Source organism: Pseudomonas sp. MPFS, from assembly GCF_022537035.1.
GTDB classification, from domain to species: Bacteria; Pseudomonadota; Gammaproteobacteria; order Pseudomonadales; family Pseudomonadaceae; genus Aquipseudomonas; species Aquipseudomonas sessilinigenes.
The window spans coordinates 1,193,334-1,207,627 of record NZ_CP066123.1 but is presented as its reverse complement, the minus strand read 5'-3'; the positions used below and the strand labels follow the sequence as shown (position 1 = coordinate 1,207,627).

Here is a 14,294-nt window from a genome sequence, read left to right as displayed (position 1 = left end):
CTCAGTTCACCCAGACGCGAGCGTTGCGGAACATGCGCATCCAGCCTGCATCTTCGTTCCAGTCGTCAGGACGCCAGGAGTTCTGCACAGCACGGAATACCCGCTCAGGGTGCGGCATCATGATGGTGACGCGACCGTCGCGGCTGGTGAGGCCGGTGATCCCGCGCGGCGAACCGTTGGGGTTGGCCGGGTAGCGCTCGGTGACCTTGCCGTGGTTGTCGACGAAGCGCAGGGCCACGCAACCGGACAGGTCGGCTTCCAGCAGCGCTTCTTCGCTTTCGAACTCGGCATGGCCTTCGCCGTGGGCGATGGCGATCGGCATCCGCGAACCGGCCATGCCCTGCAGGAAGATCGAGTTCGACTCCTGTACCTGGACCATGGCCACGCGGCCTTCGAATTGCTCGGAGCGGTTGCGCACGAAGTGCGGCCAGAACTCGCTGCCCGGGACCAGCTCGTGCAGGTTGGACATCATCTGGCAACCGTTGCACACACCGAGGGTGAAGGTGTCGTTGCGCTCGAAGAAGCCCTGGAACGCATCGCGGGCACGGCTGTTGAACAATACCGACTTGGCCCAGCCTTCACCGGCGCCCAGTACGTCACCGTAGGAGAAGCCGCCGCAGGCGACCATGCCCTTGAACTCGTTGAGATCGACACGACCGGCGAGGATATCGCTCATGTGCACGTCGATGGCGTTGAAGCCGGCGCGGTCGAACGCCGCGGCCATTTCCACCTGGCCGTTGACGCCCTGCTCGCGCAGCACTGCCACCTGGGGACGCACACCCTTCTTGATGTAAGGCGCGGCGACGTCCTGGTTGACGTCGAAACTCAGCTTGACGCTCAGGCCCGGGTTGTCTTCCTCCAGCACCACGTCGAACTCCTGCTCGGCGCAGTCGGCGTTGTCGCGCAGGCGCTGGATCTGGTAGCTGGTCTCGGCCCACTGGCGCTGCAGCAGACGACGCTCGCCGGCGAACACGTTCTCGCCGTTGAAGGAGATGTTGATGTGGCCGTTGTTGACCGGCTGGCCGATCACCGCCACGCAGTCGCCCAGGCCAGCGGCGCTGAACTGAGCGAGCACGCCCGGAGTGGCATCCTGGCGAACCTGGATCAGCGCACCCAATTCCTCGTTGAACAGGATGGCCGGGATATCGGCCGCGCTGGCAGCCAGCGCATCCAGGTTCAGGTTCAGGCCGCAGTGGCCGGCGAAGGCCATTTCCACGGCGCTGGTCAGCAGGCCGCCGTCGGAACGGTCGTGGTAGGCCAGCAGGTGGCCGTCGGCATTGAGGCCCTGGATCACCGCGAAGAAGGCCTTCAGGTCTTCGGCGTCATCGACGTCCGGAGCCTGCTTGCCGATCTTGCCGTGGGTCTGGGCGAGGATCGAGGCGCCCATGCGGTTCTGGCCGCGACCCAGGTCGATCAGGACCAGGTCGGTGGTGCCCTTGTCCATGCGCAGTTGCGGGGTCAGGGTCTGGCGGATGTCGGTGACCGGGGCGAAGCCGGTGACGATCAGCGACAGCGGCGCGGTGACGCTCTTGTCCACGCCCTCTTCGTTCCAGCGGGTGGCCATGGACATGGAGTCCTTGCCCACCGGGATGGTGATGCCCAGCTCCGGGCACAGCTCCATGCCGACAGCCTTGACGGTGTCGTACAGGCGCGCGTCTTCGCCCGGGTGGCCGGCAGCGGACATCCAGTTGGCGGAGAGCTTGATATCGCTGATCTTGCCGATGCGCGAGGCCGCGAGGTTGGTCAGGGTCTCGCCAATGGCCATGCGCCCGGACGCCGGGGCATCCAGCAGGGCCAGCGGAGTGCGCTCGCCCATGGCCATGGCTTCGCCGGTGTAGACATCGAAGCTGGTGGCGGTGACCGCCACGTCAGCCACCGGTACCTGCCACGGGCCGACCATCTGGTCGCGGGCCACGAGGCCGGTGATGGTGCGGTCGCCAATGGTGATCAGGAAGCTCTTGCTGGCAACGGCCGGGTGATGCAGGACACGCTCGATGCTCTCGGCGACGTCCAGGGTGCTCGGATCGAAATCATCACCCAGCTCGGCTTCGCGAACGGCCGAACGGTGCATGCGCGGGGCCTTGCCCAGCAGCACTTCCAGGGGCATGTCCACCGGGCTGTTGCCGAAGTGGCTGTCGGTCACGGTCAGCTGCGGCTCGGCAGTGGCTTCGCCGACCACCGCGAACGGGCAGCGCTCGCGCTCGCAGATGGCCTTGAAGCGCTCGAAGTCCTCGGCGCCCACCGCCAGGACATAACGTTCCTGGGATTCGTTGGACCAGATCTCGTGCGGGGCCATGCCCGGCTCGTCGTTGGGAATGTTGCGCAGCTCGAAGCGACCGCCACGGCCGCCGTCGTTGACCAGCTCGGGGAAGGCGTTGGACAGGCCGCCGGCACCGACGTCGTGGATGAAGCTGATGGGGTTCTTGTCGCCCAGCTGCCAGCAACGGTCGATGACCTCCTGGCAACGGCGCTCCATTTCCGGGTTCTCACGCTGTACCGAGGCAAAATCCAGGTCCGCCGAGCTGGTGCCGGTGGCCATGGAGGAAGCGGCACCGCCGCCCAGGCCAATGAGCATCGCCGGGCCGCCGAGGACGATCAGCTTGGAGCCGACGGTGATCTCGCCCTTCTGCACGTGTTCGTCACGGATGTTGCCCATGCCGCCAGCCAGCATGATCGGCTTGTGGTAGCCACGCACTTCCTCACCACGGGGGGTGGTGATGGACTGCTCGAAAGTCCGGAAGTAGCCGGTCAGGGCCGGACGGCCGAATTCGTTGTTGAACGCCGCGCCACCCAGCGGGCCCTCGATCATGATGTCCAGGGCGTCGACGATGCGCTCGGGCTTGCCGTACGGCACTTCCCAAGGCTGTTCGAAGCCAGGGATCTGCAGGTTGGAAACGGTGAAACCGGTGAGGCCGGCCTTGGGCTTGGCGCCACGGCCGGTGGCACCTTCGTCGCGGATCTCGCCACCGGAGCCGGTGGATGCGCCAGGGAACGGAGCGATCGCGGTCGGGTGGTTGTGGGTCTCGACCTTCATCAGGATATGCACCGGCTCCTGCACCGCGCCGTACTGGCGGGTCTCGGGATTCGGGAAGAAGCGCCCGGCGACGGAGCCGACGATCACCGCGGCATTGTCCTTGTAGGCCGAGAGCACACCTTCGTTGTGCATCTGGTAGGTGTTCTTGATCATGCCGAACAGGCTTTTTTCCTGGGCCTGGCCGTCAATGTCCCAACTGGCGTTGAAGATCTTGTGGCGGCAGTGCTCGGAGTTGGCCTGGGCGAACATCATCAGTTCGATGTCGTGGGGGTTGCGTGCCAGGCCCTGGAAGGCCGTCACCAGGTAGTCGATTTCATCTTCGGCCAGGGCCAGGCCCAGCTCGCTGTTGGCCTTTTCCAGGGCGGCGCGACCACCACCGAGGATGTCCACGGCGGTCAACGGCTTGGGTTCGGCATGGCTGAACAGGCCGCCGGCCTCTTCGAGGTTGGCCACGACGATCTGGGTCATGCGGTCGTGCAGGGCGCTGGCGATCAGCTGGGCATCGGTCTCGCTAAACTCGCCCGCTACATAGAAGGCAATACCCCGTTCCAGGCGCTGGACTTTCGCCAGGCCGCAGTTGCGGGCGATGTCGCTGGCCTTGCTCGACCAGGGCGAGATGGTGCCCAAGCGTGGCAGGACCAGGAACAGTCGGCCGGTCGGCTCTTGTACCGGAACGCTGGGGCCGTACTTCAGAAGGCGCGCAAGCACCTGCTGTTCGTCGCCGGTCAGGACGCCGGTAACCTCGGCGAAGTGAGCGAATTCAGCATACAAGCCACTGACAGCCGGTACTTTCTGGCTCAGTTGCTCAAGGAGTTTGCTGTGGCGAAAGGCAGAAAGGGCAGGAGCGCCGCGCAGGATCAACATCTTCGGGACAGCCTCGGGAAGGGGGTGTGCTTTGAGGCCGTGCATTCTAACTTAAACCGTCGGCATCGGCACCCGAAACACTATGCCCTCGCCCCTCCGGGTGTCGGCCAGGGGCTACAGCCCTATAACAAAGGCTGATCGACATCATCGCCAAGGGTTATTTGAATTGTCACACAGACCGCGAAAGCCCCATTCCTGAGGGTTCCAGCACGGGTCGACCATCGCTAGCAGACACGCCACTCGCTGTCGAGATATGGCGCTCGTTGCGCTTTGCGTATACTGCGCCAATGTTTTCCCCTATGGCTTTACGTCCGCGCTGCGCCAAGTGGCTCATCGTTACCGGACTCTTCCTGATGCTCGGTGCCTGTGTTGAAAAACCCAGTACCCTGGAGCGCGTAAAGGAGGATGGTGTACTGCGGGTGATCACCCGGAACAGTCCTGCCACCTACTTTCAGGATCGCAACGGTGAAACCGGCTTCGAGTACGAGCTGGTGAAACGTTTCGCCGACGATCTGGGGGTCGAGCTGAAGATCGAGACCGCCGACAACCTCGACGACCTGTTCGACCAGTTGGGCCAGCCCAAGGGGCCGGTCCTGGCGGCCGCAGGCCTGGTGGGCAGCGAGCAGCGCAAGCAGCAAGTGCGGTTTTCCCACCCGTATCTGCAAGTCACGCCGCAGATCATCTATCGCAACGGCCAATCCCGCCCCACCACCGCCCAGGACCTGGTGGGCAAGCACATCATGGTGCTCAAGGGCAGCAGCCATGCCGAACAATTGGCCGAGCTCAAGCTCAAGTACCCCAGCCTCGAGTACGAAGAATCGGACGCCGTGGAAGTGGTGGACCTGCTGCGCATGGTGGACGAAGGGCAGATCGACCTGACCCTGGTGGACTCCAACGAGCTGGCAATGAACCAGGTGTACTTCCCCAACGTGCGAGTGGCCTTCGACCTCGGCGACGCTCGCAGCCAGAGCTGGGCCGTGGCCGCTGGCGACGACAACAGCCTGCTCAACGAGATCAACGCCTTTCTCGACAAGGTGGAGAAGAACGGCACCCTGCAGCGCCTCAAGGATCGTTACTACGGCCATGTAGACGTACTCGGCTATGTCGGTGCCTATACCTTCGCCCAGCACCTGCAGCAGCGCCTGCCCAAGTACGAGAAGCACTTCAAGGCCTCGGCCAAGCAAGAGAAGCTCGACTGGCGCCTGCTGGCGGCCGTGGGCTACCAGGAGTCGATGTGGCAGGCCGAGGTGACCTCCAAGACCGGCGTGCGCGGGCTGATGATGCTGACCCAGAACACCGCCCAGGCCATGGGCGTCTCCAACCGCCTGGACCCGAAGCAGAGCATCAGCGGCGGCGCCAAGTACCTGGCCTATATCAAGGACCAGCTGGACGACAAGATCGAGGAGCCGGATCGGACCTGGTTCGCCCTCGCCGCCTATAACGTCGGCACCGGCCATCTGGACGACGCGCGCAGGCTGGCCGAACGGGAAAAGCTCAACCCGAACAAATGGCTGGATGTGAAGAAGATGCTGCCGCGCCTGTCGCAGAAGCAGTGGTACAGCAAGACCCGCTATGGTTACGCCCGGGGTGGCGAACCGGTGCATTTCGTGGCCAACATCCGCCGCTACTACGACATTCTCACCTGGGTGACCCAGCCACAGCTGGAGGGTGACCAGGTCGCCGAGGGCAACCTGCATGTGCCGGGAGTCAACAAGGCCAAGCCGCCGGAAGAGAACCCGCCGCTCTGAAGCGATCGGCTACCGACACAGCAGCGAGGCTGCGGCGATAGCCTGATCGCTGAAGGTCCTGCGGACCTTGCCGCAGCCTCCGGACGCCAGTAGGTCAGCCCTTGGCAGCCGCCAGGATCAGCGCCTTCATTTCCGCCACCGCTCCCTTGAAGCCGACGAACAATGCATGGGCAACCAGGGCATGGCCGATGTTCAGCTCATTGATGCCCTTGATCGCCGCTACGGCCTCGACGTTGTGATAATGCAGGCCGTGACCGGCATTGACGATCAAGCCCTGGGCCAGGCCTACCGCCACTCCATCGACGATACGCTGCAGCTCTTGCGCCACCTCGCCAGGGGTCTGGGCATCGGCGTAGCGCCCGGTATGCAGCTCGATGGCCGGCGCGCCGACCCGCTTGGAGGCTTCGATCTGGCGCTCGTCGGCGTCGATGAACAACGAAACCTCGGAGCCGATTTTCGACAGGCGCTGGACTGCCGCCTTGATCCGCTCCTCTTGCCCCGCTACATCCAGGCCACCCTCTGTGGTCAGTTCCTGGCGGGTTTCCGGAACCAGGCAGATATGCGCCGGACGGATGCGCTCGGCAAAGGCCATCATTTCTTCGGTGACCCCCATCTCGAAGTTCATGCGGGTCTGCAGCACGTCCTTGAGCAGCAGCACATCGCGCTCCTGGATATGCCGGCGGTCTTCGCGCAGGTGCACGGTGATCCCGTCGGCACCCGCCTCTTCCGCATCCAGCGCCGCCTTGACCGGGTCAGGATAGCGAGTACCCCGGGCCTGGCGCAGGGTAGCAACGTGGTCGATGTTCACGCCAAGAAGAATGCGATTGCTGGTGGTCACGAAAGCGCTCCTGAATAAATGAAGATTCGGCGCACAGCATACGGGCAGAACGGGGTCCGTTGCCATTTGCCGATAACGCTCAGGTCATCGAGCCATCTAACGAAGGGCTCAAGGCTTGCGGAACAACTCGCGGCTAACCAGGGGACGCCCCCCAAGATGAACCGCCAGGGCCTGGCGCATCAGGCGCTTGGCCGCCGCCAGTGCCCCCGGGGAAGTCCAGTCGGCCTCTGCCATGGCCAGCAGCTCTGCCCCGTTGAACAACCCCGGCTGCAAGAGGAACACCTGCTCCAACCCGGCATCCACTTGCAGGCGATACAAGCCGTCGGCGGCGATGGGAGCGCCATGGATATCCTGGTCAAGGGCGAAGCCGTAGCCCAGATCGTCCAGCAAGCGCCATTCGAAGGCTCGCAGCAAAGGCTCCAGCGGACGCCCCTCGGCCAGGGCCTGCAAGGTTGCAGCGTAGTGATCGAACACTGCCGGATGGGGGTCTTCCGCCGGCAGCAGGCGGATCAGCAGTTCATTCAGGTAAAGGCCGCTGAACAGCGCCTCGCCGTTGAGCCAGGCAGCGACTCCGGCACTCTCCATACGCCCGACATTCTTCAATTCGCCCCGCCCGCGAAACTCGACATCCAGGGGAACGAAAGGCCGGGCCAGCGTCCCGGCCTTGCCGCGGGCACCACGCAGCACCGCACGCAAGCGACCTTGAGGGGTGAGAAAGTCCACCAGCGCACTGCTCTCGCGATAGGCACGGCTGTGCAGGACGTAGGCAAGTTGGCCAGAGGGAGTGCTACTAGGCATTGGTGTCCAACTCTCAGGTGGGATGTGGCGAGGGCGGCAACTCCCTCGCTACACAAGAGCCGGCAGGGTTACAGGTCGCCGTAACCCAGGGAGCGCAGGGCACGCTCGTCGTCGGACCAGCCGCCCTTGACCTTGACCCAGAGGTTGAGCATGACCTTGGAGTCGAACAGCAGCTCCATGTCCTTGCGCGCCTCCATGCCGATGCGCTTGATGCGCTCACCCTTGTCGCCAATGATGATTTTCTTCTGGCCATCGCGCTCGACGAGGATCAGGGCATGGATATGCAGGGTGTGGCCCTGCTGCTTGAACTCTTCGATTTCAACGGTGATCTGGTACGGCAGCTCGGCACCCAGCTGGCGCATGATCTTCTCGCGCACCAGCTCGGCCGCGAGGAAACGGCTGCTGCGATCGGTGATCTGGTCTTCCGGGAAGAAATGGTCGTTTTCCGGCAGGTGCTTGGCGATCAGGCCTTCCAGGGCATCCAGGTTGTGCCCTTGTTGGGCCGATACCGGAACGATCTCGGCGTTGGGCAACTGCTCCTGCAACCAGGTCAGGTGCGGCATCAGCTCGGCCTTGTCCTCGATCCGGTCGGTCTTGTTGATCGCCAGGATCACCGGGCCCTGCACGTACTGGACGCGTTCCAGGACCAGTTGGTCCTCGTCGGTCCACTTGGTGCGATCGACCACGAAGATCACCACGTCCACATCTTTCAAGGCTGCCGAGGCAGTCTTGTTCATGTAGCGGTTCAGGGCTTTTTCGTTGCTCTTGTGCATGCCGGGCGTATCGACGTAGATCGCCTGGATGGCGCCTTCGGTCTTGATCCCCAGCATGTTGTGGCGAGTGGTCTGCGGCTTGCGCGAGGTGATCGCCAGCTTCTGGCCGAGGATGTGGTTGAGCAGCGTCGACTTGCCCACGTTGGGGCGGCCGACAATGGCGACATAGCCACAGCGTGTTGCAGTTGAATCAGTCATGGCCATTCTCCACGCCCAGGGCAATCAGTGCTGCGGCGGCCGCTACCTGTTCGGCAATGCGACGGCTCACGCCCTGTCCCCGGCTTTTTTCATTCAGTAAGGTGACTTCGCATTCCACGAAAAAGGTCCGGCAATGGGGTTCGCCCTGGATATCCACCACTTCGTAGCGTGGCAGTTCACAGGCCCGGGACTGGAGGAACTCCTGCAGCCGGGTCTTGGGGTCCTTGTTGGTGTCCACCAGGGTCAGGCTGTCGAATTCCGAGGCCAGCCAGGACAGCACGCGGTCACGGGCAGTTTCCATGCCGGCGTCCAGATAGATCGCGCCGATCAGGGCCTCCAGTGCATCGGCCAGGATCGACTCGCGCCGGAAGCCACCGCTTTTCAGCTCGCCGGACCCCAGGCGCAGGTATTCACCCAGATCGAAACCACGGGCCAATACCGCCAGGGTCTCACCTTTCACCAGCCGTGCACGCAAACGCGACAGCTGGCCTTCGCGGGCCTGGGGGAAACGCTCGAACAACGCCTCGCCGGCCACGAAGTTGAGGATCGCATCACCCAGGAACTCCAGGCGCTCGTTATTGCGCCCGGCAAAACTGCGATGAGTGAGGGCCAGGAGCATCAGTTCCTGGTCCTTGAAGGAATAACCGAGCTGGCGCTCGAGACGACTCAAAGAAACGCTCACGATTTACCCACGCTGGTTTCGTCACCGAAACTCGCCATCCTATGGGCCGCGCACAAGGTGCGGGTGGCAATTAACGCTGTGTTCAAATCCACATCCTGAATATCGTTGATTGCATGCTTCGGGCCAGGGGTCGCCTGAGGGTACGACCGTTTTATGCAAGAGCCAGAAAAGCATTCGGCGCTGTGTTCAACAGCGCCGTGGGTGATTACTTGATCAGGCCAACCCGCGAGAAGTTCGGCAGGTGGCTGAGTTTCGGTTCGGGCCAGCTCATCCAGACTGCGAAGGCCTTGCCGACGATGTTCTTGTCGGGAACCATGCCCAGCAGGTCCTTGGGAATGCTTGGATCGTCCCAGTAGCGACTGTCGTTGGAGTTGTCGCGGTTGTCGCCCATCATGAAGTAGTGCCCGGCAGGAACTACCCAACGACCGTCCGGGGTGGCCCGGTAACGACTCATTTCCTTGCGGATCAGGTGCTCGGCGGCGCCGAGTTTCTCCTTGTACAGCTCCGCGCTGCCCAGGGTGCCTGGCTCGGCCCCTACCAACTGTTCCGCCACCGGCTGGCCGTTGACGAACAGGTGCTTGTCGCTGGTGTAGCGCACCTCGTCGCCCGGCAGGCCGACCACACGCTTGATGTAGTTGACGTTCGGATCGCTCGGGTAGCGGAACACCATCACATCGCCGCGCTGCGGGTCACCGACCTCGATGACCTTCTTGTCGATCACCGGCAGGCGAATGCCATAGGAGAACTTGTTCACCAGGATGAAGTCGCCCACATCCAGGGTCGGTTTCATCGAGCCCGACGGAATCTGGAACGGCTCCACCAGGAACGAACGCAGCACCAGGACGATGAACAGTACCGGGAAGAACGACTTGCCGTATTCAACCAGCAGCGGTTCCTTGTTCAGCTTCTCGACCACCAGCCCATCCGGCTGGCTGACGCTGCCCTGATAGTTGGCAATGGCCGCGCGACGACGCGGAGCCAGGAACACCAGGTCGAGCAACGCCAGGAAACCGCATACGAAGACAGCGATGACCAGCAACAGCGGGAAATTTAGTGACATAGGACCTAACTATCCAACCTGAGCACAGCAAGGAAGGCATCCTGTGGAATCTCCACGTTACCCACTTGCTTCATGCGTTTCTTACCGGCTTTCTGCTTTTCCAACAGCTTGCGCTTACGGCTTACGTCACCGCCGTAGCATTTGGCCAGTACGTTCTTTCTGAGGGCCTTGACGGTTGTCCGCGCGATAATCTGCCCGCCGATGGCGGCCTGGATTGCCACGTCGAACATCTGCCGAGGAATCAGTTCTTTCATCTTCTCGGTCAACGCACGCCCTTTGTAGTGGGCATTGTCGCGGTGCACGATCAGGGCCAGGGCATCGACCCGGTCACCGTTGATCAGCACGTCCAGCTTCACCAGATTAGCCGACTGGTAGCGGTCGAAGTGGTAATCCAGCGAAGCATAACCACGACTGGTGGACTTCAAGCGGTCGAAGAAGTCCAGTACCACCTCGTTCATCGGCAGGTCGTAGGTCACCTGGACCTGCGAGCCGAGGAACAGCATGTCGCGCTGTACGCCGCGCTTTTCGATGCACAGGGTTATGACGTTGCCCAGGTGCTCCTGGGGCACAAGGATATTGGCCCGCACGATCGGCTCGCGCATGTCCTCGATGGAGGACAGGTCCGGAAGCTTGGACGGGTTATCGACGTAGATGGTTTCACCGGTCTTGAGCAGCAGCTCGAAGATTACCGTCGGCGCGGTGGTGATCAGGTCCAGGTCGTATTCGCGCTCCAGGCGCTCCTGGATGATCTCCATGTGCAGCATGCCGAGGAACCCGCAACGGAAGCCGAAGCCCAGGGCGTCGGAGCTTTCCGGGGTGTACTGCAGCGAGGAGTCGTTCAGGGTGAGCTTCTGCAGGGCTTCGCGGAAGTCCTCGAAGTCGTCGGAGCTGACTGGGAACAGGCCAGCATAGACCTGCGGCTGGATACGCTTGAAGCCTGGCAGCACTTCCACGTCGGGGGTGGAGCTCAGGGTCAGGGTATCGCCCACCGGCGCACCATGGATGTCCTTGATGCCGGCGATGATGAAGCCCACTTCACCGGCCTTGAGGTCGGCGGTAGCGGTGTGTTTCGGATTGAAGACACCGACGCTGTCCACCAGGTGGATCTTGCCGGTGGACTTGACCAGGATCTTGTCGCCCTTCTTCACCCGGCCATGACGTACGCGTACCAGGGACACGACGCCCAGGTAGTTGTCGAACCAGGAGTCGATGATCAGCGCTTGCAGCGGGTCTTCGATATTGCCGGTCGGTGCCGGGATAGTGGTCACCAGGCGCTCGAGCACCTCGTCCACGCCCAGGCCCGTCTTGGCGCTGCAAGTCACGGCGTCGGCGGCATCGATGCCGATGATCTTCTCGATCTCTTCCTTGACCCGCTCCGGCTCGGCCTGGGGCAGGTCGATCTTGTTCAGCACCGGCATGACCTCAAGGCCCTGCTCTATGGCGGTGTAGCAGTTGGCGACCGACTGGGCCTCGACGCCCTGGCCGGCATCCACTACCAGCAGCGCGCCCTCGCAGGCGGCCAGGGAACGGCTGACTTCGTAGGTGAAGTCCACGTGGCCCGGGGTATCGATGAAGTTCAGCTGGTAGGTCACGCCATCGCGTGCCTTGTAGTAGAGGGTGACGCTATGGGCCTTGATGGTGATCCCGCGCTCACGCTCGAGATCCATGGAGTCCAGGACCTGGGCTTCCATTTCGCGATCGGCCAGGCCGCCGCACATCTGGATAAAGCGATCGGCCAGAGTCGACTTGCCATGGTCAATGTGGGCGATGATGGAGAAATTGCGGATATGACTCAAATCACTCACGGATGAACACTCAAAAAGGCTGCAGGCAAGGCCCGCCGAAAAATAGCCGGGAATTGTACCTGATACTCGGCACGAGCGTCACGCTCGCCGGTCAGCCCCGCCCACACAAAGACGCCCCGGCTTGCTGGCCGGGGCGTTGCACCAAAACGAGGCAGAAACGCCGGATCAACCCGCCCGGCGCAACAGCCAGAATCCGGCGAGTGCGCAGATTCCGGCCGGAACCAACACCGCGAACAGGGGCGAGAAACCAAACACCAGGCTCGAAGGCCCCAATAGATCCTGGGCGATACGGAAGGTGAAGCCCACCAGCACCCCGGTAAACACCCGCTGCCCCAGGGTCACGGAGCGCAACGGACCAAAAATGAAGGAAATCGCCATCAGCACCAGGGCGGCAGTGACCAATGGCTGCAGGATCTTGACCCAAAACGCCAGCCAGTAACGGCCATTGTTCAGCCCCTGGTCGGCCAGGTAATGGATATAACCCCACAGGCCGCTGATGGACAGGGACTCCGGCGCCATCACCACGGTACTCAGCAACTGCGGGCTCAAAGCCACATCCCAGCGCTCTTCGGGGGCATTGATGACTTCGGTATGCCCATCACGGAAATACGTGGTGGTGACTTCGGTCAGCTGCCAGTAGTTCTCGTGGAAACGCGCCTGGCGAGCGAAGCTCGAGGACAACATGTGGCGCTGGCCGTCGAAATGATAGCGAGTCACCCCGTACAACAGGCCGTTGGGCTGCACGGCGTTGATATGAATGAACTCGTCGCCCTGGCGATGCCAGAGACCGTGCTTGGAGCTCTGGGCATCGCCAGAGCCTTGGGCCAGGGCGCGGCTCGCCTGGGCCTGGGTCTCAGTCGCGGGGGCCAGGTACTCGCCCACCAGCAGGCCGACCATCATCAGCACCAGCATCGGCTTCATCACCGCCCAGACGATACGCCCCACCGACACGCCAGCGGCGCGCATGATGGTCAGCTCGCTGTTGCTGGCCAGGGTTCCCAGGCCGATCAGGCAGCCGATCAGGGCGGCCATCGGCAGCATTTCATAGACCCGGCGCGGCGCCGTGAGCACTACGTAGCTCAACACATCCATCACGGTATAGGTATCGCTGACGGCGCCCATCTCATCGATGAAGGCGAACAGCGAAGCCAGGCCCAGGATGATCAACAGGACCGCCAGGATGGCCATCAATACACTGCTACCGATGTAGCGATCGAGCTTAACCACGAGCCATCTCCTTCATGCTGCGACGACTCGCCATTTTCAAGCGTAACGGCTCCCAGTACATCAGCCCCAGGCCGATGGCCAGGAACAAGCCGTGAACCCACCACAGGCCGAGGGTGGGAGAAATCTTGCCCTTCTCCAAGGCGCCTCGCACCGAGATCAGGATCGTCAGGTAGGCCATGTACAGAAGGATCGCCGGGATCAACTTGAGGAAGCGACCCTGGCGCGGGTTGACCCGGGACAACGGCACCGCCATCAGGGTCACGATGAAGACCAGCAACGGTAGGGAAAGACGCCATTGCAGCTCGGCACGGGCGCGCAGGTCGTCCTTGCCGATCAAGTCGGCAGTCGGCATGGCGTCCCGGTCGGTGACCTCCTCGCTGACATCCGGCCGTTCCAGCAGCACACCATAGGTGTCGTACTTGATCACCCGGTAGTTGGCCTCGCCCGGGTTGCCGTCATAGCGGTAACCGTTCTCCAGGATCAGGTAGCGGTTGCCGTCAGGACGGATATCCTGGTGCCCCTTCTCGGCCACCAGCACCGAGATCCCCTGGTCCTTTTTCTCCTGGTTCAGGCGTTTTTCGGAGATGAACACCCCGCCAAGCTTGGTGCGATCCTCGGACAGTTGCTCGGTATAGGTCACCCGGGTGCCATCGTTGAGCGCCTGGAAGCGTCCGGCCACCAGGGTATCGAACTCGGTCAGGGCGTCCTGCTTGTTCAGCAGCAGCTGGAACTGGTTGGCACCTTGCGGCGCCAGGCTCAGGCTCAGCCAGGCCACCAGCAGCGCCACCAGGGTCGCCGGGATCATGGTCATGCCCAGCAGGCGCTGCTGGCTCATGCCGGTAGCCGACAACACGGTCATCTCGCTTTCAAGATAGAGCCGCCCGTAGGCCAGGAGGATGCCCAGGAACAGGCCCAGGGGCAGGATCAACTGCAAAAAGCCCGGCATGCGAAAGCCCATGATCAGGAACAACGATCCCGGATCCAGGGCGCCCGAGGCGGCTTGCGCGAGAAACTTGACGAAGCGTCCGCTCATGATGATGACCAACAGCACCGCACTCACGGCACTCAGGGTCAGCAGGACTTCGCGGGATAGATAACGAAAGACGATCAAACCAGACACTCCAGGGTTGTCAGGCTAAGGCGGCCGAACAAGCAAACGATCGAGCGGCCCCAGGATGCAGGGACGCCGAAAAAGGATGGCGCATTATCCTGTGAATGCGTGCGCCTGTCACGGTGGATGCTCACCCGGTGCTGCAAAGCACCCGAC

Annotated in this window: 10 protein-coding genes; 1 reads left to right on the top strand and 9 read right to left on the bottom strand. The window is 62.6% G+C overall.

Going from position 1 to position 14,294, the window contains the following annotated elements:
- Window position 1 precedes the first annotated feature (1 nt).
- The gene (gene purL / locus I9018_RS05410) at window positions 2–3,898 is read right to left on the bottom strand and encodes a phosphoribosylformylglycinamidine synthase (RefSeq protein WP_241108905.1); all 3,897 of its coding nucleotides are present in this window, start codon (window positions 3,896–3,898) and stop codon (window positions 2–4) included.
- Between the two features lie 287 nt (window positions 3,899–4,185).
- Between purL and mltF the strand changes: the two genes are divergently transcribed.
- Complete coding sequence (gene mltF / locus I9018_RS05405) at window positions 4,186–5,646, top strand: membrane-bound lytic murein transglycosylase MltF (RefSeq protein WP_241108904.1); 1,461 nt, start codon at window positions 4,186–4,188, stop codon at window positions 5,644–5,646.
- Between the two features lie 94 nt (window positions 5,647–5,740).
- Here the strand turns inward: mltF and pdxJ are convergent, their stop codons facing one another.
- The 8 genes from pdxJ to lptF all read right to left on the bottom strand — a co-directional run bounded on the left by pdxJ (window position 5,741) and on the right by lptF (window position 14,138).
- Window positions 5,741–6,484, bottom strand: a complete 744-nt coding sequence (gene pdxJ / locus I9018_RS05400; RefSeq protein WP_241108903.1) for a pyridoxine 5'-phosphate synthase — start codon at window positions 6,482–6,484, stop codon at window positions 5,741–5,743.
- Between the two features lie 108 nt (window positions 6,485–6,592).
- Complete coding sequence (gene recO / locus I9018_RS05395) at window positions 6,593–7,282, bottom strand: DNA repair protein RecO (RefSeq protein WP_068583524.1); 690 nt, start codon at window positions 7,280–7,282, stop codon at window positions 6,593–6,595.
- A 68-nt stretch (window positions 7,283–7,350) separates the two neighbouring features.
- Entirely contained in the window at window positions 7,351–8,253 is a 903-nt protein-coding gene (gene era, locus I9018_RS05390; protein WP_068583522.1) for a GTPase Era, read from the bottom strand.
- Complete coding sequence (gene rnc / locus I9018_RS05385) at window positions 8,246–8,935, bottom strand: ribonuclease III (protein ID WP_031320944.1); 690 nt, start codon at window positions 8,933–8,935, stop codon at window positions 8,246–8,248. Before rnc ends, era begins: the two co-directional genes overlap by 8 nt.
- 205 nt (window positions 8,936–9,140) lie before the next feature.
- Window positions 9,141–9,995, bottom strand: coding sequence for a signal peptidase I (gene lepB, locus I9018_RS05380; RefSeq protein WP_016967828.1), 855 nt, complete (start codon window positions 9,993–9,995; stop codon window positions 9,141–9,143).
- Window positions 9,996–10,000: 5 nt separating this feature from the next.
- Window positions 10,001–11,800: a translation elongation factor 4 gene (gene lepA / locus I9018_RS05375; RefSeq protein WP_053134309.1), complete on the bottom strand. Its 1,800-nt coding sequence runs from the start codon at window positions 11,798–11,800 to the stop codon at window positions 10,001–10,003.
- Window positions 11,801–11,965: 165 nt separating this feature from the next.
- Window positions 11,966–13,027: an LPS export ABC transporter permease LptG gene (gene lptG / locus I9018_RS05370; RefSeq protein ID WP_241108902.1), complete on the bottom strand. Its 1,062-nt coding sequence runs from the start codon at window positions 13,025–13,027 to the stop codon at window positions 11,966–11,968.
- Entirely contained in the window at window positions 13,020–14,138 is a 1,119-nt protein-coding gene (gene lptF / locus I9018_RS05365; protein ID WP_068583515.1) for an LPS export ABC transporter permease LptF, read from the bottom strand. Before lptF ends, lptG begins: the two co-directional genes overlap by 8 nt.
- Window positions 14,139–14,294: the final 156 nt, after the last annotated feature.